The organism is Pseudomonas sp. TSO6, from assembly GCF_056098905.1.
The window spans coordinates 41,721-65,317 of record NZ_JBLZWV010000044.1; the positions used below are offsets into that span (position 1 = coordinate 41,721).

Below are 23,597 nucleotides of genomic sequence, written 5' to 3' on the forward strand. Positions count from 1 at the left end.
CGGCGTGCTGGTCTGACAAAAGCTGGCAGGCGCCAATGCTCACATCGTCGTTTAACGTGAACTTTCCCCGTGATTCTCAAGCCCTCCGTACATAGAGGAGGACTGAACATGACCAACATACGAGAGATGCATTCGACAGTGATCTGCTTGCAGAAAGGGAAGATTCTTCTTGTCCGCAAGGAAGCTCCTGAATGGTCACTGCCAGGCGGCAAGATTGATCCTGGCGAAGGGCATGTTGACGCGGCAAAACGAGAGCTGAAGGAGGAGACAAGCCTGCCCTTCACTGGCGCTCGGTTTCTGGGCCATTACATCTTCGATGACGAAGAACACTACCTTTATCAAATGTCTATCGAACCCACGATGCTGCCGAGCGCGGGTCACGAAATCGTGGAATGCCGCTGGTTCAGCGATCATGAACTGACAGGGGTGATCGTGAAGCAAACCAACATCAAGCTGCTGAAGCGAGAAGGCCTGATCAATCACAGGTAGCCCAGAATCCCGAGGCTGGCGCTGTTGGGCCGAAGCCATTTCTCGCGAATGTTCAAGGTATCCACACAGGTCTCTCCTCAGCAGTGGTTGCGTGAGCAGCGGCTGAGGAAGAGTAAAGAACTGCTAGAGACATCGACGATGATGCTCGCCGAGACCGCGCTGGAGTGCGGTTTCTACGATCAACCACATTTCTGTCGAAAGTTTATGAGATCCGAAGGGATGACGCCCTAGGCATGGCAACAAGAGACTATTTAGCAAGGTCGGGAATGGTATCCCAATCGATCCTAATAACGGCTCAACTTAATGCTTGTGGCCAGGTACTGAGGTCGCTCAGGGCTTTGGAAGCCTCAGATGGCTTGTCCCAGACTGCGCAAATCTGCGGATGCGAGCTGACTTTCAGTACACGACGTTAAAGGCTTTACGGGACGAGCAGCAAATGGCTGACCCTAACGCTGGTAAATGGGATTGGCTTTTGAGAGGAGACGGTTGTGGCCGCTGACGCTTGAGCCAACGGCCACGGATACTGGCTGCAGCTAGGCCACTTGTTTCACATTAGGGCGCTGATCTGTCGCCAGACGCCTTGCTCGACCAACCCCCCAGGCTAATGCTCGGGTCATTGACTCGCCGGGGCGGGATTCGAAAGCTTCCTCATGCAGCGCCATTCCACTTCCTGCGTACACGCCGATGAACATTTGCGTCTGACCTGTGCGCGAGAGCCTGACCTGAACATCGATAGTCGTGCCGTCATCGAGCTCCTCGTCGTGGCTGCGATGATGAAGCACTGGATCCGCCCAATCCCAAAAAACATCACCACGAATACGCATGCCGTCCTCCTACGACTTTAGTCTTATACGGAAACCTAACCATAGCAAAGCAAGACGGTGGTTCAATGACTTTGGCGTGGCCAAATATAGGTATCGGACAACTGGTCTGATTACTGATACAAACAAATTTTCTTGTACAACTTAGAGTTGAGACCGACCAAGCCGCAGAATGCTAAGGCCTACTTCATTCCGATCCGCGTTTTCATTTCCAGGGTGATCAATTGCCTCATGTTTGGCAGGCCCTCCCACGGGTCATCACCACCAAGCTCGTCCAGCCGCTCCTGAACATTCCTGATGTTCCACTTCGCCGCCGACTGCAGCTCGACGATCTCTTCCCTGAAGATCGGCACCGATACCGGTAGCCCCTCCCTGGCACGCGCGGAAAAGACATTGGCGGTAGTCGCCCCTTTGCCGTTGCGCAGGTAGTCGATGAAGATCTTGCCGATACGATTCTTCGGGCCTAACACGGCTGAAAACCGATCCGGGATCAGCTTGGCGATGTATTTCACAATGGCCTGGCTAAAGTCCTTCACTTCTTCCCATGAAGCTTTAGGCGTGAGCGGCACCATGATGTGGATGCCCTTGCCGCCACTGGTTTTAAGAAGCGACTGCAGGCCCAATTCATCGAGCACGACCAAGGTCAGCTGAGTCGCTTCGGCCATGGCCTTCCAAGGCAGCGCGGGATCCGGGTCGAGATCCAACACGAAGCGGTCTGGCTGCTCAATGTGATCAGTCGTACCGTTCCAGGAGTGCAGCTCAATGGTGCTCATCTGCACGGCACCGACCAGGGCCTCGACACTGTTGATGACCATACCCGCTTTACCAGCTTCGGCCTTCGGCACCATAGTGATGTTCGGGATGGCGAGACGGTCAGCATTCTTCTGGAAAAACAGCTCTCCGGTAATCCCTTCGGGCGCCCTGACTAGAGCGATGGGCCGGTCTTTCAGATGAGGCAGAAGCCAAGGTGAGACCTGCGCGTAGTATTCGGCCAGGTCTCGTTTGGTGAGGCCGCTGCTGGGATCAATCACACGCTCAGGATGGGTGATCCGCACCTTGGTCGGGGAGCCCTTGTCGTCCGATTTCGCCTTGGCTGACCTTCGCTCCTTCGGCGCAGGCGCCGGCTTCTCCTCCGTGATGATGTGGACAGGTTTGTCCGTCCGGACACCTTGGAACACCGCGTGCCTGACCACACCGTCCGAGGTGATCTCTGCGAAGGTGACCTCGGCTAGCAACGTCGGCTGCAACCAGTGAATGCCTTTGCCGTCGACACCTTTCGGTGGGTTCATCACCGGCACCTCTTTCTGCTCCAGGGGCAGCAGCGTTTCCAAAATGGTGGCGAGAGTCGACTCGGTAAAACCAGTGCCGACCTTGCCGGCGTACTTCAGCTTTCCGCTGTCTCCATCAGTGAGGGCAAGGACGAGTGCTCCAAAGCCGTTCCTCGCACCTTTCGGGTCGGTATAGCCAACGATGATGAACTCCTGGCGATGCTTACACTTGAGCTTGATCCAGGTATCGCTGCGCCGGGATACGTAAAGACTGCCCAAGCGTTTGCCAATCAGCCCCTCCATACGCATCTGGCAAGCACTGTTCATCAATGCGTCGACGTCTTCGGTGAAGTCTTCGGAGAACCTCAGCAGCGGGTCGGTCGATTCATCGAGAACCTGCTTTAGCAACGCCCGACGGCCCTCGACCGGCACCTGCCGAAGATCCGTGCCGTTGAGGTATGGCAGGTCGAAGAGGTAGTAAACGATGCCTTGGCTCTTGCCGGCGTCGAATGCGTTCTGTAGCAGCTGGAAATTCGGCACGCCGTTTTCATCCGGTATAACGATCTCGCCGTCAAGCCAGGCTGACTCAAGTCCAAGCGAGGCGATTGCAGCCGCCTGCTTGGGCAACTTCGCAGTCCAATCGTGACCATTGCGGGTGAACAGCCTGACGTCATCTCCATCGACGCGGCACAGCATGCGGTAACCATCGAACTTGATTTCGTAGCGCCACTCTTCGCTTCGAGGGCTGGAGTCCACCAAGGTCGCTAGCTGCGGAGACAGCTTCTCTGGCAGTGCTGCAGCCACAGCGTCTTCTGTGCCCGGCCCGGTGACGGTTGTAGGAGGGGTCGGATTGGATGACGTTGCTTTCACCCGACCGCGCTTCTTGGGGATGATGGTACGGTCGCTCAGCACACTGTTGGGCAGATCGACAACAACGTCGAAATCGGCAAGCGGTTTAGCGGCCTCGTCTTGGTGCTTGATCAGAAACCACTGCTCCTGCTTTCCCTCTATGTTCGTTCGAACGAGGTTCCACTCACCACATAGCTTTTCACCCTGCAACTCGAACTTCATGCGGCCCTTCTTATAGGCCTCCGCTGGATCACCTCGAGGAAGCCAGACACCGCGATCCCAAACGATCACATCCCCAGCGCCGTAGTGCCCTTCGGGGATGGTGCCCTCGAACGAGGCGTAATCGAGTGGGTGATCTTCGACATGCACCGAGAGGCGCTTCACTTTTGGATCGAAGCACGGCCCCTTGGGTATGGCCCAGCTTTTAAGGGTGCCATCAAGCTCCAGACGGAAATCGTAGTGCAGCCGGGTGGCATCATGTTTCTGAACACAGAACTGTAAGGCTTGAGGAGCGGCACGCTTTGAACGCCTCGAAATTCTTGGCTCACCTGATGGTTCGGGTGTGGCATCGAAATTCCGCATTTGGTTGTATTTTTCAAGGCCAGGCAGGGTTGAGTCGTGAGCTGATTCGTCAAGCCTTCCAATGAGCTCCTCTACGAGGGCTTCTAGCGAAATGCCTCGATGGGTGGCTTCCCCGGCAAGGATCTGATTGACCATCGTATTGCGAAGCTCTGGCAACGGTTCACCTGCCTCTAGAGCCTCGGCTTCGCCTAATGCACGAATTTGCTGAAGCGCATCTGGGTGGTCAGCTGCAAAGATCATGAAAGCAACCGAAGTGTCGTCCACTTGAGTTTCACTCCCCGGGATTAGCCTTCCTGATTTGATTCAAGCAACCGGATTATCGTTCAGATCAGAATCGGGGCTCGGTGAGAGCTCAGATAATTAAGGGCAGCACCACTCGACAGGTTCAGCTGAACTTTGGCCCTCAATGAGGCTTCCCCTGCATACCTCTATCGAAATCCACGGTTGCAGGAGCTTGAGACAATGAGAGCATTGACTTACCACGGAGCTAACGATGTCAGAGTCGATACCGTCCCTGACCCCATTATTAAAGACCCCGACGACATCATCCTCAGGGTCACCGCGACTGCCATTTGTGGCTCTGATCTTCATCTGTACCGAGGAAAGATTCCGGAAACGGAGTCGGGCGATATCTTCGGCCACGAGTTCATGGGCATCGTCGAAGACATAGGGACGGACGTAACCAATCTGCAGGTAGGCGACCGTGTAGTGATCCCCTTTGTCATCGCTTGCGGCAGTTGCTTCTTCTGCCAGCACGATCTGTTCGCCGCCTGCGAAACCACTAACACTGGACGCGGTTCCATCATTAATAAGAAAGGCATTCCGCCAGGCGCCGCATTGTTTGGCTACAGCCATTTGTATGGTGGCATTCCAGGCGGCCAGGCCGATTACGTGCGTGTACCCAAAGCCAATGTCGGCCCCTTCAAGGTGCCCACCGCCCTAGCTGACGATAAAGTGCTTTTTCTTTCCGACATATTGCCGACCGCCTGGCAGGCCGTCATAAACGCCGAGATCGGCCAAGGTTCCTCAGTCGCCATTTACGGCGCGGGGCCAGTGGGTCTACTCAGCGCGGCGTGCGCGCGAATGCTCGGCGCGCAGACCATCTTCATGGTGGATGACAACGACTACCGCCTAGCCTACGCCCGCGACGCCTACGGCGTAATTCCAATCAACTTCGAGCAGGATGATGATCCCGCCGACAGCATCATTCGACAAACATCGGGTATGCGGGGCGTCGACGCCGTGATCGACGCCGTTGGCTTCGAGGCCAAGGGCAGCACTGCAGAAACAGTCATGACGGCACTCAAGATCGAGGGCAGCAGCGGCAAGGCCCTGCGCCAAAGCATTGCCGCCGTGCGGCGCGGAGGCGTAGTCAGTGTGCCGGGCGTGTATGCCGGCTTCATTCACGCTTTCATGTTTGGCGATGCGTTCGACAAGGGGCTGACGTTCAAGATGGGCCAGACCCATGTGCAGAAATACCTACCGGAATTGCTCGAACACATAGAAGCCGGGCGTCTGCAACCGGAACTGATCGTTACTCACCGCCTAGCCCTGGAAGAGGCTGCCATGGGCTACAAAATGTTCGATCAAAAACAGGATAACTGCCGGAAAGTCATCCTCGTTCCAGGGGCGGCCTCTGGAACGTTAGGGAGTGATTACGTGTAAGCCACCGGAGGACAAACTCATGAACGACCTTGGTACGTACTTCTGGATCGCGGTAGCAACCATTCTTTTGTTGATCGACCTGTGGGCAATTGTCAGCGTGTTCCGAAGCGACAAGACCGATGCAACCAAAGCCATGTGGGCCTTGCTGATCCTGGCTCTACCGCTGGTTGGACTGGCCGTTTGGGGAATAGCTGGGCCGCGTGGAATTAAACGCGGGACTGGGCCGACGTCAGACGAACACAGCAAGGGCTGACATTCTCATTCAAACCGAGCTGCATGGATACCTGCGCGGCGCCTATGGGGCCCTGCCCTGCCTCAGGGCGCAGCGTAGCGGCATTCCCTAACTCAGCTCCTGAGAAACCCTGAGGGATAATCGTCCCCTGCTACGGCTCTAAGGTAAGCAGCGTCAGCCTCTCGACGTAAATCACGCCACTCCTGCCAAGAGATGATTCCTTGACGATCCATCTCATCCGCCCGGCGAAGCAGTTCCTCGTGATAGTCGTCCGGCGAATCCATACGCAATGCTCTGTCCTCTAGCACCCGAAACCATCCGGCCAACCAGTTGAGCTTTAACAGTTGAGGTGCAGAGAGGTCTTTCTCAAAGGTGCGCATCAATAGCACTCTCACGTCGGATGCCCGGTTGAGTCGTCAATGCCTCAAAGGTTCAGAGGAGCAGTGTCAGTGGCCTGGACGAGGTTCTCGAGACGAATGTAAAGATGATTGGGCACTCTGTGACGTTAGGATCAGAGGTTTGCTGATTGTTCTGGGTTTGGACTGGGTCGCTCACCACCAATATCCCAGACTCATATGACGATGATGACGGGGTACTTTGAGTTCATAGGTTGAGTCCTACCGGAGGGCTGTTCCTAGTTAAGCCCTGCCCGTGACTCGGTGAGACTGATAGCGATTGTTACATTCAATCCTCGGGAGTCATCGGCGATGGCAAGCTGACCGTCCGTCGTACTATTCCTGAATTCACCTCAACACCAGCCTCTAGTACGTTTCGAACGGTAATAAGCGTTCTTAACTGCAGGAGCTTCCCCCCATGAGCGACTACCCTACTCCCCCGTTTCCCTCTCAGCCGCAAAGCGTGCCAGGCTCACAACGCAAGATGGAGCCGTATCCAGACTGCGGTGAGCAGACCTACCGCGGCAACAACCGGCTCGAAGGCAAAATCGCTCTGATCACCGGCGCCGACAGCGGCATCGGGCGCGCAGTGGCCATTGCCTACGCCCGCGAGGGCGCCGACGTTGCGATTTCCTACCTGAATGAGCACGAAGATGCGCAGGAAACGGCGCGTTGGGTGGAAGCTGCTGGCCGGCAGTGCCTGCTGCTACCGGGTGACCTGGCGCAAAAGCAGCACTGCTACGACATCGTCGACAAGACTGTGGCGCAGTTCGGGCGCATCGATATTCTGGTCAACAACGCCGCGTTCCAGATGGCCCATGAAAGCCTGGCCGAAATTGACGACGATGAATGGGTGAAAACCTTCGATACCAACATCACCGCCATTTTCAGGATTTGCCAACGCGCGTTGCCGTCGATGCCCAAAGGCGGGTCGATCATCAACACCAGCTCGGTCAACTCTGACGACCCATCACCCAGCCTGTTGGCGTATGCCGCCACCAAAGGCGCCATTGCCAATTTCACCGCCGGCCTCGCCCAACTGCTGGGTAAGCAAGGCATACGGGTGAACAGCGTGGCCCCCGGCCCGATCTGGACACCGCTGATACCTGCCACCATGCCGGATGAAGCCGTGAAGAACTTCGGTTCGAGCTACCCAATGGGGCGACCAGGGCAACCGGTGGAGGTCGCGCCGATTTATGTCTTGCTGGGTTCTGATGAGGCCAGCTACATCTCGGGTTCACGCTACGGGATAACCGGCGGCAAACCCATCCTCTGATGAAAGCACTGAGGCCAGCTGTTGCTGGCCTCAGTGCTTCTTCTCCCCTTCATTACGCGCTGTTTTCTGTGCGGTTGAGTCATGATCGGTGCCTGATGAGCCATCCGGTCGATGAGCATCGTTGTCGCGTTCTTCTTCACCCTGGGATTTTGACGGGGCCTTTGGCCTATGCCCGGTGTCGGTGTGCTTTTTCATGGCTACCCTATCCTTATCTCTGTCATTCAAATAACACTTCGGAGCCCAGCTCCGTGCTACCTAAATTGAGGCTGAGGCGGGGAATGAAGTTCAAGTCAAGAACCCAAGCGAACCTACGCTGAACCGGTGAACCATTTACATAGCTGACACGTCCACCACAAAAGAACAACGAGTCGACATCAAAATGGCAAGTGATCCCGTACTGGCCGTGCTTGGATACCTCAAAGACCACCATCTGGTACTTACCACTGCCGAGTCCTGCACAGCAGGCTGCATGGTCGCTCTGCTAGCGGCATTCCCAGGTACAGGCGAGGTGCTCGAAAGCGGCTACGTAGTGTATTCCCCCTCCGCCAAGAAGCGTCTGCTAGGTGTAAGCGCGGAGACCATCGAACGATACGGGCTGACTAGCGAACCAGTCGCCTGGGAGATGGCTCTAGGGGCTTTGAAGGACAGCGATGCCAATGTCGTTATTGCAACTACCGGTGTAGCCGGGCCTAGCCCAGCATCTGGAGTTCTACCCGGCACGCTGTGCTTTGCGTGGGCATTTGCCGGGGAACCAATTGCCGTATTTACCGGTACCCAGCGTTTTTTTGGAGAGCGAGCGCAGGTCATGCATGACGGGGCTGTCTACGGACTGACCCGCCTGATCCATTATCACGAGCGCTGGCTTCGTGGGGAGCGCGCCTGAGGTTTAGGGCTATGGCGGATGATGAACTGGTGTCGAGACAGCAGCCTGTCCAGGAAGACATGACCATGCAGCAGCGCGTCTGGCGCTTCGAACGCGTGGGTTGGTACCTGTTGGTCGTCATTGTCTTACTTGGATTGGCCGGCGTATTCGGTAATGGCCCACTCAGCAATGCTCAGGTCACGAGCGCTGATGGCCGTCTGCATGTTGAGTATCAACGCCTCAGCCGCAGTGGCACAACTGACAGCTTGCGCATCACGGTACGCGGCAGCGCCCGAGAACCCATCATGGTGCAGCTCGATGGTTCACTACTGCGCGAAGCCAGCATCGAAACTATACAACCTCAACCACAAGCCTCGCTCTCACAGGGCAAGGCCATCTTGCTGCAACTGGGAACCAGCGAGGATGGCATTGCCACGCTCTATCTGACCTTACGCAGCGAGTATGTTGGAACACTGGAATGCGCGGTGCGCGCAGGCCCATCCAGTGCAGTCCGCTTCTCTACCTTCCTATTCCCTTAGGAGCGAGCAATGGATTCAATCCTTCGCGCAGCCGGCATGTACATCGCCCTCATGCTGTTGTTTCGCGTTGCAGGCAGACGTTCCTTAGCTGACTTGACGACCTTTGATTTTGTGCTGCTGTTAATCATCGGCGAAGCGACCCAACAGGCTTTGCTGGGCGATGATTTTTCCTTCACCAATGCCATGTTGGTCATCGCGACGCTGATCGTCCTGGATGTCGGACTGTCGCTCGCGAAACTCAATTCCAAGCCTTTGGCGCGACTGCTGGACGGCCACGCTACGCTGGTCGTTGAGCATGGCCGTTTTCTGCACCACCGTATGCACCGAGCGCGACTCACTGAAGACGATATTCTTGAATCTGCACGCGATAGCCAGGGAATCGAAAAAGTGGAGCAGATCAAATTTGCCATTGTCGAGCGCAACGGCAAGATCTCGATCATTCCCAACGAGTGACATTCTCTAGGAGCCTCGGGCAGGCCACGGGGCCCCGCCTATTTAACTAAGGAGAATGGCGTGGTGAGGCTCAATTATTGGAGTAGGCATCAGACTCCGCTGGGTGGTCAGCCATCTCACATTTTACTGGTGTCGAAGATCTGCCCCTGATCCATCATCGCCAAAATGAGTGATTGGGAGATGCGATAGCCTCCGCACTCCGAACGATGCCGCTCTTCCCACCCCGTCGCACATTCCACGGAGTGCGCATGCCCTGCGCAAATCAGACAAGTCATAAAACCCTCTGTTGGTCTTGTTGGTTGGGAGGATTGGAGCCGAGAAAAAGATGCACCTACCGTCGACTGAGAGTTCAGCGGCAACTCGAAATTCCGATTGTTAAATCATCTGAGAAAAGACTTCCAGCTGAAAGTCGGAGCGAACCATCAGCTCGACAAGCCTGTCCCAACTGGACACTCCAGCAGGGTAACGTCTCGTGGAAAACCAATTCGCCGATGGCATGCAGCACGCTGAACCCCAACGCGACGACGGCGGATGGTTGCTGCTGGAGCAATACGGGGCTCTGGGTGATGGGCGCTCGGTGGCGTTGATAGGCTTGGACGGCTCTATTGATTGGTGGTGCGTTCCGCAGATGGACTCTCCACCATTGTTCGACCGGTTGTTGGCACCTCACTCAGGTGGGTTCTTTTCCATCACCCCTCGCGAAAAGTATCGTGCTGAACGTCGTTATCTCCCAGGCAGCAACGTACTAGAGACGTGCTTTGTCACTTCAAGCGGGAAAGCGCGAGTGACCGAATCGCTCAACAGTGGCCCAGCTGGTCGTTTACCTTGGGCTGAACTCGCGAGGCGTATAGAGGGGATGGACGGTTTTGTCGATTTCGACATCGCCATTGATTTCGGTACACAGGCCGATACCGTAAGCCCTTATCTGACGCCGAATGACAACGGCTGCGTGTTTCATGCCGGTCGCATCCTAGGAATGTTTATGCACGACGCCCAGTTGCGGATTGATCGCAAGGATGACATGGGCGTCCGGGCATTCATCAGGGTAGGCCGGGGGCAAGGGACTGTTTTGGCGATTGTGGCTGGGCGAGATGAGCCACTGGTGCTCCCACCACTGGAGCTCATCGACGAGCGTATTGACGGTTCGCATCGAGAGTGGTGCCAATGGTCGAAGAGCCTCATCTATGACGGCCCACTCAAACCACTGGTTGTGCGCAATGCACTCGCTCTAAAGCTTCTTTTATCCTCACCGAGCGGCGCGATCATGGCTGCAGGCACCTCGTCGCTGCCCGAGCGGATAGGTGGTACAAAGAACTTCGACTACCGCTTCGCCTGGATCCGGGACGCTGGATATACCATCGAGGCATTCCTGGCTATCGGTGCACAGCCAGAAGCCAAGGCAGCTTTCACCTGGCTTTTGAATCGACTGGGCGAGCATGGCCCAAGGGTGTTTTATACGCTGGATGGGGCGCTCGGTGATTGCACGCGCAGGGTTAACCTCCCTGGCTACAAGAATTCACCTCCAGTAGTGGGAAACGACGCGCGTGACCAACTCCAACATGGTGTCTTCGGCGACATTTTCGAGACCGCTCGCTGTTTCATCGACAGCGGCAATATCCTCGACTCCCCCAGCGCAATGCTCCTGGCGGGTCTTGCTGATCAATGCGCCGATTGCTGGAGGCAGGCTGACGCAGGGATATGGGAATTGCAGGAGACGCGTCACTACACGATGTCCAAGATCAGTTGCTGGCAGGCTTTGAGTCGCGCCATCGAACTTGCTGATGGTGGTCACCTCCCGACCACATGCCGAGAACGGTGGGATCGAGAACGGCAACGCATCCAGGCATGGATCGAGCAACACTGTTGGAGTGAACGACGTCAGGCCTACGTTTTTTATCCTGGGACAGATCGACTCGATGCGTCAGTAGCACTTGCCGTGCGCATAGGCTATCCCTCACCAAAACGTCTGCGTAGTACCTTGGAAGCTGTCCAGGCCGAGCTCGGCGCGGGGGCTTTCCACTACCGATATAGCCAAGCCTATGAGGAAGAAGGCTGCTTCCTGGCTTGTACATTCTGGATCATTGAAGCTTGGGCGCTTCTCGGGGAGTGCGAGCGGGGCGAGTCAGCGTATCACGCTGCCGTGAAAGGCCTGGAACATGGCGTGGGGATCTACTCAGAAATGATCGATCCTAGTACAGGAAACTTCCTCGGAAACCTGCCGCAAGGGCTTACGCATCTTGCTGCGATGCGCGCCGCCCTGGCAATCAGCGGTTACGGCCCAGAGCGTTAAATGGGCCGGCTCACCTGCCCTATCGTGTGCGGAACCCAGTCCTTTAGGGTGAACTCCAAATCCAAAGGGATCCGGATTACTCACAAGCGGCTTGACCGACGGAAAATGGCTCTAGGTTTATGGAAATGGTCTGGAATGGTTTGATGGAAAGTTGGGTTGAGCTGCTGGAATGGCCAGCGATGGCGGTCACAGTGCTGGCAGCCTGGTGTATTGGATCGCATCGCCCTGGGCGGCGCAAAGTGGGCTTCTGTTGCTTTATCGCAAGCAACATTTTATGGACGGTCTGGGGATGGCATGCACAAGCGTGGGCATTGATTGTGCTTCAGGTAGTGCTGTGTCTTATGAACCTCAGGGGTTGGAGGAAGAACACAGCAGCCGAGCTGCGGTCATGACCGGCTTGAAACAGGTAGTCTAAGGGTCGATCAGATACTCGACGAGCGTCGCGGCGCAGGCGGATATCCCCTGCGAATGGATCAACTCGAACCCATGCGTGTTTTCAGTTGGAATGGCAATGCAGCCCGCACGCGCGCAGACTCCTGCGCTCATTACGGCACTGGCATCCGAGGCGAAGTCCAACAGTAAAGCTGCCTGAGGTTCGTAACCGGCCCGCCGGGAAGCATCAAGCAAGCCGTGGATCACCGTCCGGCTGTAGTAGCCCTTCTGATCGCCGGTATTGATAATCGGGTCTGCGCATAGCCGCGTGTCGTACTCAGTTAGTACGGGCCCTACTTCAACCGCGATGGTGGTATCCCCCGGTAGCGTGCGGGCTGCATACATTGCACCAGCGTTGGACTCCTCCTCGAGTGTGGTCAACACCACCCAGACATCCTGCTTGAGCAAATGCCGACGCTTGCTGAGCAAGGCAGCGGAATGAATCACGGCGGTGACAGGCGCTCGATCATCAAGGAAATGCGCGGCAATGCAGTCGTTGACGATGAATGGCCTGCGCCAGTGCTGACTCAGCACCACGCGCGACCCTGGTCGAATACCCGCTTCTTCCAACGCGACTTTGGTTAGACGAGTAACCACATGAACATCATTCCAGTGAACGTCGCCAGCCAATACGTCCCGGCCTGTGGGGGTGCTGCCACTGTTGTGCATCGAGCCGTAAGAGAGAACGCCCGGAAGTGTCGTTCGGTCGCCCAGCATGTCGACTGGGCAAGCGCCAAAGCAGATCGGCTGAGCTCCACCAAGCGCGACAACCTTAAGCGTCCCGTCAGCCTCGACCGTTTTTACGATCATGGCGATCTCATCCAGGTGCGCCATAACCCTGATCGCCTTGCCAGGATCACTGTCATGCGCAGCCTTGATCAGGCCTATGACGTTCCCCGCCCTGTCGACTTTCAAGTCATCACAGAATGCAGTGAGCTCTCGCAGACAAATCGAACGTACCTCATCTTCCTGACCACCTGGGCCACGCGCCATCAAGAGCTCTGTCAACAGCGGCTCGACTTCCATGACTACCCTCCAAAGCAAAGTCGTAGCGGTTGACCCTGCTTGCGCCGCTGCTGTTCAAAGTGATCGTGCCCACCTTTCGCTGCATCCGCCAAATGTAAAAAATGATTTCTGATCACGCGGGCGGTCAACTGAGTAAGCGCAACGTATCAGAGGGAGAGCATCATGAAATTCGCGCAATTCTGCCAACGGCTGTCAGACCACGCAGGCAGGCCAAGCACCTTTCTCATCGCCATCGTACTAATCACGATGTGGGCAGCCTCCGGGCCTTGGTTTCATTACAACGATACGTGGCAGCTCATTATCAACACTTCTACCACGATCATCACATTCCTGATGGTCTTCCTAATTCAGAACACTCAAAACCGGGACAACGACATCATCCATCTCAAGCTGGACGAGCTGATCCGGGCGACAAAGTCTGCCGAGCGTTCCGTCCTTGACCTCGAAGCGCTGGACAACAAGCAGTTGCATGCGCTGCGAAAGGAGTACCGGGCGATGGGCGAGAAATGTGATCAGGAAGTACCTAGGGCCGACGCCGATCCCGCTCAAGCCCCCAGCGAAGACGCTATAAAATGAGGTGAAATTTCTTTCAGATAGTGCGAGTGAATTTTCCCGGCGAAAGCGATGTCGGAATGATATCGCGCGTCGCCATGCCGTTGCGGCGGTTCAAGGATGGATGGCTTTATTCACGTGCGCTTGGATAAGAGTACCCTGATGATTGAGCCAAAACTCCCCGATATGCCTCCCTCTGTTCTTCTGGTGGAGGATGAACCCGCCCTCCGAGAAATGATCACGATGCTGCTGGAAGATCTAGGCGCAGCCGTGACTGCGCTGGCGACTGCCGATGAAGGCATTGCGATGCTGGGACTGCAACCATGGTCACTGGTGATTACCGATGTCCGGACTCCGGGAGTCTCGACAGGATTGAACCTGGCTTGGATCGCACGTAAGGAACTGCCAGACACCGACGTCATCGTATCCAGCGGCTATCATCCTGAAATGAGTGAGGCACTACCTCAAGGCATCCACTTCCTCCAAAAACCCTGGCCGCTAGAACGTTTCATAGAGTGCGTGAAGCCTTATCTCATGCAGGATGTTGATCAACGTCCTGCTGCGTAATACCGGGCTTGCGAACCAAGGCCTTGGCGATTGTCGCAGTCAGCTCTTCGACCGACCATGGTTTGAATAAGAATTCATTGGATAGACCTTCACCTAAGCTCTCCAACTGGAAACCAGAAGTCAGAATAGTGGGAATGTCGGGCCACTTTTCCCCCACCATCTGCAGGAACTCCACTCCCTTGAGTGTGCCAGGCACACCGTGGTCGGCGATTATCAACGAACAGTTGCCGTGGTTTTCAAGAAGATGGATGAGGGCATCCTCCGCATTACCAAAACCACACGCATGAGCACCGAGCTCAATCAGGATGTCTACGAGCAGCGTTCTGAGTGTTACATCGTCTTCAACGACCAGCACTGTGTGTCCGCGTAGCGATAGTCCTTTGGCCTCGAGCTTCATGGAACCTCCCGTCCTGAGATCTTCCAGTGTTCCATGCTAAAGGCATCGGGTCGATGAAGGCATATGGCCATCCGCACACAATCAGGAGCATACGCCGCTCGAAACGCACCTCCGCACTGCGGAAACGCCGTAGTGCTCTGCCGTTGGGTCTGTTCACCTTGAGGATAGTATCGGCCGGGCTCCCCCTGGAGGTGGCAGTTGATTGCGTAAAGTTCCAACGCTGGCATGCACTTAGGCTCGCACTGATAGCCTAGGGCGGCGGTCTCAGTCGTGCCCTTCCAAGAGTCCTTACAGCCTCTCGTTATCGAGCAGTGCGGCAGCTTCACGCATGAAAATCTCCAAAGTTTTAATGCCAATTCCCTCAAAACTTAAAAGCCAGCGTTGGAATGTGGGCAGGTCAATGAGACCCTGGCGTAAAAAGCTGAGCTGAGCATCCAAATCACTGGACAGCCCCATCCCCAACGCATGCAGTCGTCTCGCAGTGGACTGGTCATATCTGGCATAACCCGCTTGGCCAAGCCATACGACCAGCTGTTGGTGAGAGCATCGGGCGAGCTTGGCGGGGGTGTCCAGGCCATGCCGATCAACCAAGCTCCGATAGGTCTCCACCGCGACAGTTGAGCGAATCCTTTTACCGATGAGAAAGCTTGCGAGCAGCCACTCGTACAAACCGTGACTGCTCGTGTCGCTGAGCTCAATTCCAAGGTCACTAGCGGTGACTGGGATCACCCCTTTGAACGCCTCGGATCAGCAGAACGCGGGTAGGTGCGTTCTTCTTCGATGGTGCCATCCGCCTTGTGGATCTTTACCGATACTGTTGTGCCGTTAAAGAAGTCGGACAGTGAGCTAACCAGTTCTTGCTTGGTGGCGGCACGCTTCGAAGCACGTTCAGCGCCGGCTTTTTTGAGTTCCCAGCCATCGGCGGTTGGGCTCAGGTGATAGGTATCCATGCGTAGCTCCTCGGATCTAGATCGACTCTGCGTCGTCTTGAATGTCTTCCTCCGCCTCTGCTGCGTCCGTAGCATCGGCATCATTCAAAGGCGGCGACGTGGGCTTTTCCGGGTCGTTGATAAATGGGACATCGCTTGGCCCTTTTTCTTCCGGGCCCTCAGTCATAGGTTGCATAGCTACCTCCAGTTTGATCTCCCTGGCGCTACGCGCCACCTGCCCCTTCCGAAAACTTCTTAAAATCAACAGGGGTAGGTATGAACTCCGGCCCCTGCCCCGCTAACCTCCATCTCACTTCGGAAATGCCATAGCGCTCGGCCAAAGGCCGGCTCACCAGCTTGACATTGTGCTGACCAAACCTCGGAATAATGCCGACACCAGCATCGCAGCTCGCCCAGTGCCAAGCAGTAGCGTTATCCATCTTCTCGAGACGGATGATGAATGTCCGGTGATCGCCGTGCAGTTCATACTCGATCACGTACAGTTGTAGTGCTGACACAAGAATCCCTCCCTATAGGTCATGCCCTATGGAGGTGTCGAATACGAGAAAAATTCAGTTGAGAAACCGGAATGGCTCTGTGCTGCCCTATCTGTCAAATCTCATCGATGGCAGGCTCATCACGCTCAATCAATTCAGAGCGTCGCATTTTCCGCGAAGCGGCTGAGTAAGCGGTGCGCGCAGCCGTGAGGATGGAAGCCCCGCAGGGCCGAGACTAAGTAAACCTAGGCTCGGTTCACGACAGCCGTGCCGTACGTCACGCACTACTCCCTTCAATCTTCCCGGGCCCGGCGACTGCCCCACTTCCAAAAATTTGGATAAATTATTCCTCAGCGATAATTATTGCCGAGCCATAATTTGTCCTAAACGGGAGCGGCTTAACTGTTAGCTACGCTTATCATCACCATCTCGAGTAGCTCCTGTGACCCGACCGTAAGCCTCATCACCTAAAATCGCATCACCTTGCTCATCGAACATTGCAGCGAGCCATCGCGCCCGCTTCATCTCGGCCACTTGAGAAAAGAAGCAGGTTTCGCAAAGATGAAGTTCATACGTTTCGCCGCAATGCACTGCCCCCCTGCCCCAAGACGCATGCATAGTTCCGTACTGAAGCTCACCGTCACCATTTCGTGTGGACATCCCGCATACATCGCATACCACATCGATGATCCCATCGAGCTGACCTGCTTGTGTGACCTTCATTCAGCACCTCCTCCACCTTTCAACGCATGCGGCATCGTCTTGGTCTCGACCTAGCGGGACTCCACAGTTCAGTGCTCAGGTTTGAATACCTCTCGAGAAGCCAGCCCCTGCCGGGGCACTAACAGGCGATTGAGTGTACGCATGATAAAATCGCTCCAGATTTGTCTACTGGAGATCTTGCTTGAACACGCCAGCAGTCTTGGGTTACTACGAAACCTTGCTCCACGCTCCAACGTTTTCTAACGACTTGGCAGGCCAAAGCCAGGCTCGCCGATGGAAAATTCTTGTTGATGATGTTCAAAACAGCGCAACGGAATCTGACCTCCGAGAGGCAAGGAACAAAATCGAGGGCTATATCCTAGGTTTGGTGGACGCGGGCAGCCTTAGCCAGGACGGCGAGCGCGATTACAAGATTCTCGGAAGCATTCACCGTCGCCAGAATTTTCTGAGAAATCTTCTCTCTACTTTGTGATGCAGCAGCATCTGTAATTCGACCTATCGCTTCTCCGGCTGCAGGCCGGCTGGATTGAGTCCGTCGCATAGGCGTCACTTCAATGCTTGAATCCTGTTTGATCCGTTGCGTCGACGCCTGCCCAATCACAAATCACATATGTACTACTCAGCGTCTGCGCAACAAGGTACCCCTCGACAGTGTGAGACGACATGATGATAGAGCTACGAATCCTGGCTCCATCATCGAAGCGTCTACAGCTGTCTTTAAAAACGAACCCCTCAATGTAGAACTCCCCTGCACCGAACGCAGCTGCCGACAGATATGCCGTGATCGGGAATCCAAAATTCAGCTCCATCGCCTTCAATACGGTGCGCGGTATTGTGACCGCTGGATCATCAACCGCATCACGCGTCGAAAGGGGAGCTCGCTTCTTTATCATCAGGAACCTCGGTAAGCGTGATTGAGTCCGATCGCCACAGCGCACAGGATGGTGAGCACCCTGTAGCGGGTGAAAATTCCTACTCGGTGGGATTGAGTTCAGCTGAACAGCTTCGCCAGCTTTAATCGCAGTTCTTCTTGCGTTGTCGGACTTCCCAGCCCTTGATTAGGGTCACAACGAACCAAACGAGTGTCACCGTCGGGCCAACTGAAATCTGGATCGTCATCTATCGCGACCCACCGAGTAATTCCAGCTCGTGCTACAGCACCGCAAATTTGCTCATAGCGAGTAAAAAGGTCATACCCTTCTCTCGCCGTAGCGCGCATTCGAGAATGCCAAGTCGCGGATACTGTTCGATTTCGCAACCCTTCAGGCAAGGCCGCACGCGCTCTCTGATAGCCGAGCATTCGAACCCAAGACGTAGATAGGGAAATACGAACTCTTGGAAAGTCATCCAAAATGCCCAGCAGCACTTCTGCATGCATCATCAACTCTCCGGCTGCCCGCAGCGCGATACCGTGCTTGGTACGGAATGCAGCATCAGGATGCAGTACGCCGTCGAAATCTAGAAACAGAACGGCGTCGCCTGGATTAATCAACCGTGGTCGAACTGAGCTAATCATGACGCACTCCCAACCGAACCCAGCATCTCGTCTTGCACCGTCCACGGCACCGTATATTTCGCCATTTCACGCGAGCGTGCGCAGCGTGCCTGCTGTATAACCCTAGCGGTTAGCCGAGCAAACCCACTACAACCAACTTTACCCAAGCTAGAGAAGGACTTTGAAGCCCTCTTCCTCTACCGTATCAATCTTACCCCCAGCCGGCGACGTGTAAACCACGCCTTCACCTACTTTATGCATGATGACTTTACCGCCCTCTTGCCCACGCCCCACGATCAAACTCAAAACCTTATTAAGAGCCCATCCCCCACTACCGTTCATCCAGCCAGGACTTTGCAACAAAACCTCCGCCACTTCAAAATTATCACTCTGATTTTCAAGAACGCTTTCCAGCTCATCCACATCACTTAGGAAATATTGCCGGGAAACCTTTTTCCCGTCCTGCACTTCATTCACGACTATTTGATACAAGTGATAGAAGCTTTGCCACTCCACAATCCTCATGCATGTGTGGCCTTCACCTAACAACGCAGATGCATTTGAGCTCCATGATTCATGAGTAACGAACATATTCTCTATCCTTCCGGTTATCTACTCGCACACAAAAACCTTAGTCCAAAGCAGTTACTACGCGATGAATGCAACGCGCCACTCTGACTGGTGTGTCCAGACTGTAACGTGATCGCTACCGCCAGGAGTCAGTGCATCAACTTCTCCGCATCCAACTTTTGTCAATTTATGGCATATATTTAAGCCAACTAGATTCAGGGTGCAGAGCTACCTCGCAAGATTTCTGCGGGTACGGGATAGTCACTGTCGACTCTTAACGGGTAGTATATGGCGTGTTATGGGTCAGCGCAATGTGGCTTCATCATGCCTTTTACGGATGATGAACATGTCTCTCAACGAGGCCCTTGCGGCAGTTGTCAGAGCCTTGCGACAAAACAGGAAAATGACGCAGGACGATCTGACAATGATCGGGCGAAGAGGGAGAAATCGCATCGAGCGTGGAAAGACTAACGTGACGATGGAGACTCTATCCCACGTTGCCTCCATGCTCGAAGTAGATGCCGCTCTGTTACTCCTGCTGGCCCACTCTGCTCACTCTGGCGAACCTGTTGACATAGCGCTCAGGCGCATTTCGTCGAAGCTCGACACTCTCAAACAGGACGGGGCCATCGAGGCAATCATCACACAGCCCGCCAGACGCACTGGTCGACCAGCTACCCCCGACGTTCAGAAAGCACTCGTGCGCGCGCCTCTTTTGAAGGAGGCCGGCATGTCGAACTCTGAAATTGCCAGAGAGTTAGGCGTGTCGAAGTCCACTGTGCAGCGCTACCTAACGAAGCCTTCGAGCTGAACGAAAAAGCTAGCATCCAAAGCATCTTCCACCAGGCATACACTACCCAATCCTCCAGAAACCTCGCTAGCGTGCAGCTGTAGCACGCTAAAACTAGGCTGCTGTCTGAAAAAAGCTCAGCAAATCAGATTTCGACCTACTGGAAATAGTAGGCATTTAAGAGTAGGCCTACTATATCTGCAGCCTAATATTGCTGCGGGTTTCAGCAGAAATAGTAGGGTCGGTGGGGTGATTGAGCGATGTCGGCATTTTCGCTGCGGTCGCCCAGTGACGCCGCCCAGGCAACCTTCTGGGTGATCTCCGGGCGATAGACGCGCCACAGGTGGTCCAGCTCTTTCTTCAGCGCCTCATGGCCTTCCGTGGTGATGATGTTGGTACTCAACAGCGCACTCCTCAGCGGCGGGTAATCAGGCCTTGGCGCGCAATGCGGGTGAGGTGGCCAATGACTTCGGCGGCCTCGTCCGGCGCCGGGGCCTGGATAACGGCCAGGTCGAAACGGTCATTGCCGTATTGCGCCAGGTGGCAGCCGATATCGACGAACTGGATCAGGAAGGCGCGCGCCTGGCCCTTGCGACGGGACAGGCCTTCGAGGTGACGCAAAAGGGTGGGCTGATGCTGGCCGCCGAGCAGAATGCGCGGTGTGCGGGCCGCCTGGCTGGCAGGCAAAGGGCTCAAACAGACACTGGTACGTGGACAACTCATGGAGCTTCTCTCCGCCTCGCGAATCCCGCTGGGCAGCGGTGGGAGGCGTCACCGAACCAGCGCTTTAGCGGTATTTCGGATGGCCCGGAGGGGGGCTTTCCTGCGCCCCGCAAGTAGCTGTTTAAATCGGCGCAGGCGGTATGCTAGAGCGATGAGCTACAAGTTGCAAGCTAGAAGCCACAAGCAAAAGCAGGCCGAGTACTGGCCCGCTCTTGCTTGCGGCTTGCAGCTCACTGCTTGCAGCTGATTACCGGGCGATCAGGCGGTCCAGCGAAAAGCGGCCAGCGCCTTCGATCATGACGGCAAGCGTGCCGGCCAGCAGCGCCAGGGCGAACTCGTAGCCGTTGTTCGACATGAACAGGCCGTTACCGATGTGCACGGAGAGGATCGCCACCACCAGTGTTACGCTAAGCGCCAGGGCCGCCGGGCGAGCCAGCAAGCCAACCACCAGTGCCAGGCCGCCGAAGAATTCGGCGCTACCGGACAACAGGGCCATCAGGTAGCCCGGGGCCAGGCCGATGCTTTCCATCCACTGGCCGGTACCTTCCAGGCCGTAACCGCCAAACAGGCCGAACAGTTTTTGCGCGCCGTGCGCCATGAAGATGATGCCGACCAGGATGCGGATAACGCTGAGACCGGCGCCGGCGCGGGTGGAGAACAGGGCGTTGAGGGTAGTGTTGTTCATGTCGAAGCGTCCTTGAAGCGAAGAAGTTGTGTTGGGATGGGCGCCATCATAATCAATTTGATAGATATGAAAATCGCAAAAAACCCAACATAACAATCGATAGAATCGATTCATCATCGCTTTGCCACACGCTCCAGCGCAGCCCGCTCGCGGTTGAACGCCAAAAAGTACTTGTTGACACTGTTGACGAAGTTGACCGGCCCCATGCCCACCTGCTCCATGGCGATGCGTTCGGTCTGGAAGAACCACTGGTCCCCGTTGAGGCCGCGCCGCCGGGCTTCGGAGCGCATCGCCTGGACGCGTTCGGGGCCGAGGTTGTAGGCCGCCAGCGTAAAGGCCATGCGCTCACGCTCGTTGATCTTGGCGCTGGCGAAGAACTTGCGCCGGATCAGCGCCAGGTAGCGGGCGCTGGCCTGCACATTGCCATCCACCGTGGCGGTGTTGCTCACTCCCACGCGCTGGGCGGCCGAAGGGGTAATCTGCATCAGACCATGGGCGCCTCCCGTGCCGCGTGCAGCCGGGTTGAGCGTCGACTCCTTGAAGGCCAGGGCGGCCAGGTTGAGCCAGTCGATCTGCTGCGCCTGGCCATGCTTCTGCAGCACCGCCCGCACCGAGGCAAGGCGCTGGCGGTCTTTGCTGGCCAACGGGTTGTGCACCCGGTACTGGCGCCGGTAGATACGCTCGAAGGCTGCATCCTGGTTGTCTGGTGCGCGGTAACCTTGCAGGAAGTGATCGACCGTGGCCAACAATTGCGGCGCATCACGCCCCACATACCAGCGCATGGCTTGCGGCGCCCCCAGGCGCACCCGGCTGTCCAGGCGCAGGCGCGGCATGACCCGCGCCCAGCGCCGGGCAATGGGCTGCTCGACCACGGTCAGGTGGTAGATGCCAGCCTGCACCATCTCCAGTACATCCTCCACCGCCAGCGTCGAGTCGACCCACTCCACCTTGATCGGCGGACGCTTGCGCAGTGCCAGTTGCTGGTTAGCCTGCTGGATCAGCGGCCCGGCAGCACTAGCGCTGGTCAAGGCCACCGTACGCCCGGACAGCTGCTCGACCTTGCTGAAGCTTCGCTCGCCTTTGCGCCCGACCAGCATCAACGGCACCTGGTCGAGTATCGGCGCACTGCTGCTCACGCCGCGCACCGCGCTGGGGTCAAGCAGCTCGCCCGGCGCAGCCAGGTCGCCCTCGCCGCGGGCCAGAGCGCCAAGCAACTGCTCCTTGGCTCGCGGTATGAGCTTTAGCTGGATCCGCTGGTCATCGGCGGCACGCGCATTGAGATAATGCTCCAGCGCCCGCAGGCGGTAATACTCGATGCCAACCGGCTCGCCCTTGACCTCGCCAGAGCTGTTGCGGCTCTGGTTGACCAGCACCCGCAGCACTTTGCTGGTACGAATCTGCTGCAGGTCACGCACCTTGGCTGGCGGTATGTTCTGCTGCGGCCCCGGCGCGCGCGCCTGTGCCGGGCCGGTCAGGGTCAGCCCGAGCGTCAGCAGGAAAACAAGCCAGCATCGCAGCATGCAAAACGTGTCCGTGGTGGTTGGGCGGCATCCATGGACTGCACCGCCAAGTGAGAAATGACGATAAAAGACCACGGCAACAGCATGAAGTTCTTGGTTTTTCAGAAAAAACGCGGATTTTGCTATGCTGGCCGCCCCGCGGCACGAGATAGCACCATGCAACTGATCGATATCGGCGTCAACCTGACCAACAGCAGTTTCCACGACCAACAGGCAGCAATCGTTGAGCGCGCCCTTGAGGCCGGGGTGACACAAATGGTGCTGACAGGCACCAGCCTGGCAGTCAGCGAACAGGCGCTGGAGCTGTGCCAGCAGTTGGACGCCAGCGGTGCGCACCTGTTCGCCACTGCAGGCGTGCACCCCCACGATGCCAAGGCCTGGGATGCTGGCAGCGAGCGGCAGTTGCGCCAGCTTTTGAATGAACCACGCGTGCGCGCCGTGGGCGAATGCGGCCTGGATTTCAACCGTGACTTCTCCCCTCGCCTACTCCAGGAACAAGCCCTGGAAGCCCAGTTGGCGCTGGCCGCAGAGCTGCGCCTGCCAGTGTTCCTGCACGAGCGGGACGCCAGCGAGCGCTTGCTGGCGATCCTCAAGCATTACCGCGACCATCTTACCGGCGCTGTGGTGCACTGCTTTACCGGCGAGCGCGAGGCACTGTTCGCCTACCTGGACATGGACCTGCACATCGGCATCACCGGCTGGATCTGCGACGAGCGCCGCGGCACCCACCTGCACCCGCTGGTGGGCAACATTGCCGAAGGGCGGCTGATGCTGGAGAGCGATGCCCCGTACCTGCTGCCACGCAGCCTGCGACCCAAGCCGAAGAACGGGCGCAACGAGCCGGCGTTTCTGCCGGAAGTGCTGCGCGAAGTGGCGCTGCATCGGGGCGAATCGGCCGAGCACACGGCGGCGCATACCACCGCGACGGCGCGGGCGTTCTTCCAGCTCCCTTGAGCCCTGCGCGCTAGCT

The 23,597-nt window shown here is 56.5% G+C and carries 31 protein-coding genes and 2 pseudogenes; 15 read left to right on the top strand and 18 right to left on the bottom strand.

Annotation, left to right across the window (positions count from 1 at the left end; genetic code table 11):
• The first annotated feature begins 108 nt into the window (after positions 1–108).
• A complete protein-coding gene (locus ACN6NG_RS19715; protein WP_161990093.1) occupies positions 109–489 on the top strand; it encodes an NUDIX domain-containing protein in 381 nt (126 codons plus the stop codon).
• 24 nt (positions 490–513) lie between these two features.
• A pseudogene (locus ACN6NG_RS19720) lies at positions 514–720 on the top strand (helix-turn-helix transcriptional regulator); the annotation flags it as partial.
• Positions 721–1,022: 302 nt separating this feature from the next.
• Here ACN6NG_RS19720 and ACN6NG_RS19725 read toward each other — a convergent pair.
• Both ACN6NG_RS19725 and ligD read right to left on the bottom strand, forming a co-directional pair.
• Positions 1,023–1,313 carry a hypothetical protein gene (locus ACN6NG_RS19725; RefSeq protein WP_054881380.1) on the bottom strand — a complete coding sequence of 97 codons (291 nt, stop codon included), beginning with the start codon at positions 1,311–1,313 and terminating at the stop codon, positions 1,023–1,025.
• A 179-nt stretch (positions 1,314–1,492) separates the two neighbouring features.
• The gene (ligD, locus tag ACN6NG_RS19730; RefSeq protein WP_474315730.1) at positions 1,493–4,144 is read right to left on the bottom strand and encodes a DNA ligase D; all 2,652 of its coding nucleotides are present in this window, start codon (positions 4,142–4,144) and stop codon (positions 1,493–1,495) included.
• A 327-nt stretch (positions 4,145–4,471) separates the two neighbouring features.
• Between ligD and ACN6NG_RS19735 the strand changes: the two genes are divergently transcribed.
• Positions 4,472–5,674, top strand: a complete 1,203-nt coding sequence (locus ACN6NG_RS19735; RefSeq protein ID WP_161990096.1) for a zinc-dependent alcohol dehydrogenase — start codon at positions 4,472–4,474, stop codon at positions 5,672–5,674.
• A gap of 19 nt (positions 5,675–5,693) precedes the next feature.
• A complete protein-coding gene (locus ACN6NG_RS19740; RefSeq protein ID WP_008091025.1) occupies positions 5,694–5,927 on the top strand; it encodes a PLD nuclease N-terminal domain-containing protein in 234 nt (77 codons plus the stop codon).
• 92 nt (positions 5,928–6,019) lie between these two features.
• Here the strand turns inward: ACN6NG_RS19740 and ACN6NG_RS19745 are convergent, their stop codons facing one another.
• A complete protein-coding gene (locus tag ACN6NG_RS19745) occupies positions 6,020–6,286 on the bottom strand; it encodes a hypothetical protein (protein WP_319006744.1) in 267 nt (88 codons plus the stop codon).
• A 433-nt stretch (positions 6,287–6,719) separates the two neighbouring features.
• On the opposite strand from ACN6NG_RS19745, the gene ACN6NG_RS19750 reads away from it, so the two are divergent.
• The gene (locus ACN6NG_RS19750) at positions 6,720–7,577 is read left to right on the top strand and encodes a glucose 1-dehydrogenase (RefSeq protein WP_474315642.1); all 858 of its coding nucleotides are present in this window, start codon (positions 6,720–6,722) and stop codon (positions 7,575–7,577) included.
• A 30-nt stretch (positions 7,578–7,607) separates the two neighbouring features.
• On the opposite strand, the gene ACN6NG_RS19755 is transcribed toward ACN6NG_RS19750, so the two are convergent.
• A complete protein-coding gene (locus ACN6NG_RS19755; protein WP_474315644.1) occupies positions 7,608–7,772 on the bottom strand; it encodes a hypothetical protein in 165 nt (54 codons plus the stop codon).
• Between the two features lie 184 nt (positions 7,773–7,956).
• Between ACN6NG_RS19755 and ACN6NG_RS19760 the strand changes: the two genes are divergently transcribed.
• The 5 genes from ACN6NG_RS19760 (at position 7,957) to ACN6NG_RS19780 (ending at position 12,113) form a co-directional block, all read left to right on the top strand.
• Positions 7,957–8,460 carry a CinA family protein gene (locus ACN6NG_RS19760; protein WP_474314628.1) on the top strand — a complete coding sequence of 168 codons (504 nt, stop codon included), beginning with the start codon at positions 7,957–7,959 and terminating at the stop codon, positions 8,458–8,460.
• A gap of 11 nt (positions 8,461–8,471) precedes the next feature.
• A complete protein-coding gene (locus ACN6NG_RS19765; protein WP_442118874.1) occupies positions 8,472–8,978 on the top strand; it encodes a hypothetical protein in 507 nt (168 codons plus the stop codon).
• Positions 8,979–8,987: 9 nt separating this feature from the next.
• Positions 8,988–9,431 carry a DUF421 domain-containing protein gene (locus ACN6NG_RS19770; protein WP_008091015.1) on the top strand — a complete coding sequence of 148 codons (444 nt, stop codon included), beginning with the start codon at positions 8,988–8,990 and terminating at the stop codon, positions 9,429–9,431.
• 535 nt (positions 9,432–9,966) lie between these two features.
• Positions 9,967–11,721, top strand: a complete 1,755-nt coding sequence (locus ACN6NG_RS19775) for a glycoside hydrolase family 15 protein (RefSeq protein WP_474315733.1) — start codon at positions 9,967–9,969, stop codon at positions 11,719–11,721.
• A 143-nt stretch (positions 11,722–11,864) separates the two neighbouring features.
• Entirely contained in the window at positions 11,865–12,113 is a 249-nt protein-coding gene (locus tag ACN6NG_RS19780) for a hypothetical protein (protein ID WP_280345083.1), read from the top strand.
• 19 nt (positions 12,114–12,132) lie between these two features.
• Here the strand turns inward: ACN6NG_RS19780 and ACN6NG_RS19785 are convergent, their stop codons facing one another.
• A complete protein-coding gene (locus ACN6NG_RS19785) occupies positions 12,133–13,179 on the bottom strand; it encodes a zinc-binding metallopeptidase family protein (protein WP_474315647.1) in 1,047 nt (348 codons plus the stop codon).
• Between the two features lie 162 nt (positions 13,180–13,341).
• On the opposite strand from ACN6NG_RS19785, the gene ACN6NG_RS19790 reads away from it, so the two are divergent.
• The gene (locus ACN6NG_RS19790) at positions 13,342–13,755 is read left to right on the top strand and encodes a low affinity iron permease family protein (RefSeq protein ID WP_008091010.1); all 414 of its coding nucleotides are present in this window, start codon (positions 13,342–13,344) and stop codon (positions 13,753–13,755) included.
• 138 nt (positions 13,756–13,893) lie between these two features.
• A complete protein-coding gene (locus ACN6NG_RS19795) occupies positions 13,894–14,298 on the top strand; it encodes a response regulator (protein WP_474315651.1) in 405 nt (134 codons plus the stop codon).
• On the opposite strand, the gene ACN6NG_RS19800 is transcribed toward ACN6NG_RS19795, so the two are convergent.
• The 6 genes from ACN6NG_RS19800 to ACN6NG_RS19825 form a co-directional block, all read right to left on the bottom strand.
• Positions 14,264–14,695 (bottom strand): response regulator, encoded by a 432-nt coding sequence (locus tag ACN6NG_RS19800; RefSeq protein ID WP_474315654.1) that lies wholly within the window; start codon positions 14,693–14,695, stop codon positions 14,264–14,266. The two genes, ACN6NG_RS19795 and ACN6NG_RS19800, sit on opposite strands and share 35 nt — an antisense overlap.
• A gap of 288 nt (positions 14,696–14,983) precedes the next feature.
• Positions 14,984–15,424: a DNA methylase gene (locus tag ACN6NG_RS19805; protein WP_474315656.1), complete on the bottom strand. Its 441-nt coding sequence runs from the start codon at positions 15,422–15,424 to the stop codon at positions 14,984–14,986.
• A complete protein-coding gene (locus tag ACN6NG_RS19810; RefSeq protein WP_008091008.1) occupies positions 15,421–15,645 on the bottom strand; it encodes a DUF2188 domain-containing protein in 225 nt (74 codons plus the stop codon). Before ACN6NG_RS19810 ends, ACN6NG_RS19805 begins: the two co-directional genes overlap by 4 nt.
• 16 nt (positions 15,646–15,661) lie before the next feature.
• The gene (locus tag ACN6NG_RS19815; protein ID WP_008091007.1) at positions 15,662–15,820 is read right to left on the bottom strand and encodes a hypothetical protein; all 159 of its coding nucleotides are present in this window, start codon (positions 15,818–15,820) and stop codon (positions 15,662–15,664) included.
• 28 nt (positions 15,821–15,848) lie between these two features.
• Positions 15,849–16,142 carry a DUF6555 family protein gene (locus tag ACN6NG_RS19820; RefSeq protein ID WP_008091005.1) on the bottom strand — a complete coding sequence of 98 codons (294 nt, stop codon included), beginning with the start codon at positions 16,140–16,142 and terminating at the stop codon, positions 15,849–15,851.
• Positions 16,143–16,526: 384 nt separating this feature from the next.
• Positions 16,527–16,844, bottom strand: coding sequence for a hypothetical protein (locus ACN6NG_RS19825; protein ID WP_474315660.1), 318 nt, complete (start codon positions 16,842–16,844; stop codon positions 16,527–16,529).
• Between the two features lie 181 nt (positions 16,845–17,025).
• Here ACN6NG_RS19825 and ACN6NG_RS19830 point away from each other — a divergent pair, with 181 nt between their 5' ends.
• Positions 17,026–17,316: a hypothetical protein gene (locus tag ACN6NG_RS19830; protein WP_474315662.1), complete on the top strand. Its 291-nt coding sequence runs from the start codon at positions 17,026–17,028 to the stop codon at positions 17,314–17,316.
• 79 nt (positions 17,317–17,395) lie between these two features.
• Here the strand turns inward: ACN6NG_RS19830 and ACN6NG_RS19835 are convergent, their stop codons facing one another.
• From ACN6NG_RS19835 to ACN6NG_RS19845, 3 genes are all read right to left on the bottom strand, one after another.
• A complete protein-coding gene (locus ACN6NG_RS19835; protein WP_474315664.1) occupies positions 17,396–17,737 on the bottom strand; it encodes a hypothetical protein in 342 nt (113 codons plus the stop codon).
• Positions 17,738–17,835: 98 nt separating this feature from the next.
• Positions 17,836–18,360 (bottom strand): HAD domain-containing protein, encoded by a 525-nt coding sequence (locus ACN6NG_RS19840; protein WP_474315667.1) that lies wholly within the window; start codon positions 18,358–18,360, stop codon positions 17,836–17,838.
• A gap of 147 nt (positions 18,361–18,507) precedes the next feature.
• Entirely contained in the window at positions 18,508–18,930 is a 423-nt protein-coding gene (locus ACN6NG_RS19845; RefSeq protein WP_474315670.1) for a hypothetical protein, read from the bottom strand.
• Between the two features lie 325 nt (positions 18,931–19,255).
• Here ACN6NG_RS19845 and ACN6NG_RS19850 point away from each other — a divergent pair, with 325 nt between their 5' ends.
• A complete protein-coding gene (locus ACN6NG_RS19850) occupies positions 19,256–19,720 on the top strand; it encodes a helix-turn-helix domain-containing protein (RefSeq protein WP_474315672.1) in 465 nt (154 codons plus the stop codon).
• A 241-nt stretch (positions 19,721–19,961) separates the two neighbouring features.
• Here the strand turns inward: ACN6NG_RS19850 and greB are convergent.
• The 4 genes and pseudogenes from greB to ACN6NG_RS19870 all read right to left on the bottom strand — a co-directional run.
• A pseudogene (greB, locus tag ACN6NG_RS19855) lies at positions 19,962–20,102 on the bottom strand (transcription elongation factor GreB); the annotation flags it as partial.
• 11 nt (positions 20,103–20,113) lie between these two features.
• Positions 20,114–20,422, bottom strand: coding sequence for a hypothetical protein (locus ACN6NG_RS19860; protein ID WP_016500548.1), 309 nt, complete (start codon positions 20,420–20,422; stop codon positions 20,114–20,116).
• Between the two features lie 247 nt (positions 20,423–20,669).
• Positions 20,670–21,107 (bottom strand): DoxX family protein, encoded by a 438-nt coding sequence (locus tag ACN6NG_RS19865; protein ID WP_063423880.1) that lies wholly within the window; start codon positions 21,105–21,107, stop codon positions 20,670–20,672.
• Positions 21,108–21,220: 113 nt separating this feature from the next.
• On the bottom strand, positions 21,221–22,627 hold the full coding sequence (locus tag ACN6NG_RS19870) for an MltF family protein (RefSeq protein WP_353455005.1): 1,407 nt from the start codon (positions 22,625–22,627) through the stop codon (positions 21,221–21,223).
• A 156-nt stretch (positions 22,628–22,783) separates the two neighbouring features.
• Here ACN6NG_RS19870 and ACN6NG_RS19875 point away from each other — a divergent pair, with 156 nt between their 5' ends.
• Positions 22,784–23,581: a TatD family hydrolase gene (locus ACN6NG_RS19875; RefSeq protein WP_197899552.1), complete on the top strand. Its 798-nt coding sequence runs from the start codon at positions 22,784–22,786 to the stop codon at positions 23,579–23,581.
• Positions 23,582–23,597 lie beyond the last annotated feature (16 nt).

Coding starts and splice junctions, on each gene's coding strand:
- ACN6NG_RS19715 (WP_161990093.1), top strand. CDS start 109: ATGACCAACATACGAGAGATGCATTCGACAGTGATCTGCTTGCAGAAA.
- ACN6NG_RS19725 (WP_054881380.1), bottom strand. CDS start 1,313: ATGCGTATTCGTGGTGATGTTTTTTGGGATTGGGCGGATCCAGTGCTT.
- ligD (WP_474315730.1), bottom strand. CDS start 4,144: ATGGTCAATCAGATCCTTGCCGGGGAAGCCACCCATCGAGGCATTTCG.
- ACN6NG_RS19735 (WP_161990096.1), top strand. CDS start 4,472: ATGAGAGCATTGACTTACCACGGAGCTAACGATGTCAGAGTCGATACC.
- ACN6NG_RS19740 (WP_008091025.1), top strand. CDS start 5,694: ATGAACGACCTTGGTACGTACTTCTGGATCGCGGTAGCAACCATTCTT.
- ACN6NG_RS19745 (WP_319006744.1), bottom strand. CDS start 6,286: ATGCGCACCTTTGAGAAAGACCTCTCTGCACCTCAACTGTTAAAGCTC.
- ACN6NG_RS19750 (WP_474315642.1), top strand. CDS start 6,720: ATGAGCGACTACCCTACTCCCCCGTTTCCCTCTCAGCCGCAAAGCGTG.
- ACN6NG_RS19755 (WP_474315644.1), bottom strand. CDS start 7,772: ATGAAAAAGCACACCGACACCGGGCATAGGCCAAAGGCCCCGTCAAAA.
- ACN6NG_RS19760 (WP_474314628.1), top strand. CDS start 7,957: ATGGCAAGTGATCCCGTACTGGCCGTGCTTGGATACCTCAAAGACCAC.
- ACN6NG_RS19765 (WP_442118874.1), top strand. CDS start 8,472: ATGGCGGATGATGAACTGGTGTCGAGACAGCAGCCTGTCCAGGAAGAC.
- ACN6NG_RS19770 (WP_008091015.1), top strand. CDS start 8,988: ATGGATTCAATCCTTCGCGCAGCCGGCATGTACATCGCCCTCATGCTG.
- ACN6NG_RS19780 (WP_280345083.1), top strand. CDS start 11,865: ATGGAAAGTTGGGTTGAGCTGCTGGAATGGCCAGCGATGGCGGTCACA.
- ACN6NG_RS19785 (WP_474315647.1), bottom strand. CDS start 13,179: ATGGAAGTCGAGCCGCTGTTGACAGAGCTCTTGATGGCGCGTGGCCCA.
- ACN6NG_RS19790 (WP_008091010.1), top strand. CDS start 13,342: ATGAAATTCGCGCAATTCTGCCAACGGCTGTCAGACCACGCAGGCAGG.
- ACN6NG_RS19795 (WP_474315651.1), top strand. CDS start 13,894: ATGATTGAGCCAAAACTCCCCGATATGCCTCCCTCTGTTCTTCTGGTG.
- ACN6NG_RS19800 (WP_474315654.1), bottom strand. CDS start 14,695: ATGAAGCTCGAGGCCAAAGGACTATCGCTACGCGGACACACAGTGCTG.
- ACN6NG_RS19810 (WP_008091008.1), bottom strand. CDS start 15,645: ATGGATACCTATCACCTGAGCCCAACCGCCGATGGCTGGGAACTCAAA.
- ACN6NG_RS19815 (WP_008091007.1), bottom strand. CDS start 15,820: ATGCAACCTATGACTGAGGGCCCGGAAGAAAAAGGGCCAAGCGATGTC.
- ACN6NG_RS19825 (WP_474315660.1), bottom strand. CDS start 16,844: ATGAAGGTCACACAAGCAGGTCAGCTCGATGGGATCATCGATGTGGTA.
- ACN6NG_RS19835 (WP_474315664.1), bottom strand. CDS start 17,737: ATGATAAAGAAGCGAGCTCCCCTTTCGACGCGTGATGCGGTTGATGAT.
- ACN6NG_RS19840 (WP_474315667.1), bottom strand. CDS start 18,360: ATGATTAGCTCAGTTCGACCACGGTTGATTAATCCAGGCGACGCCGTT.
- ACN6NG_RS19845 (WP_474315670.1), bottom strand. CDS start 18,930: ATGTTCGTTACTCATGAATCATGGAGCTCAAATGCATCTGCGTTGTTA.
- ACN6NG_RS19850 (WP_474315672.1), top strand. CDS start 19,256: ATGTCTCTCAACGAGGCCCTTGCGGCAGTTGTCAGAGCCTTGCGACAA.
- ACN6NG_RS19860 (WP_016500548.1), bottom strand. CDS start 20,422: ATGAGTTGTCCACGTACCAGTGTCTGTTTGAGCCCTTTGCCTGCCAGC.
- ACN6NG_RS19865 (WP_063423880.1), bottom strand. CDS start 21,107: ATGAACAACACTACCCTCAACGCCCTGTTCTCCACCCGCGCCGGCGCC.
- ACN6NG_RS19870 (WP_353455005.1), bottom strand. CDS start 22,627: ATGCTGCGATGCTGGCTTGTTTTCCTGCTGACGCTCGGGCTGACCCTG.
- ACN6NG_RS19875 (WP_197899552.1), top strand. CDS start 22,784: ATGCAACTGATCGATATCGGCGTCAACCTGACCAACAGCAGTTTCCAC.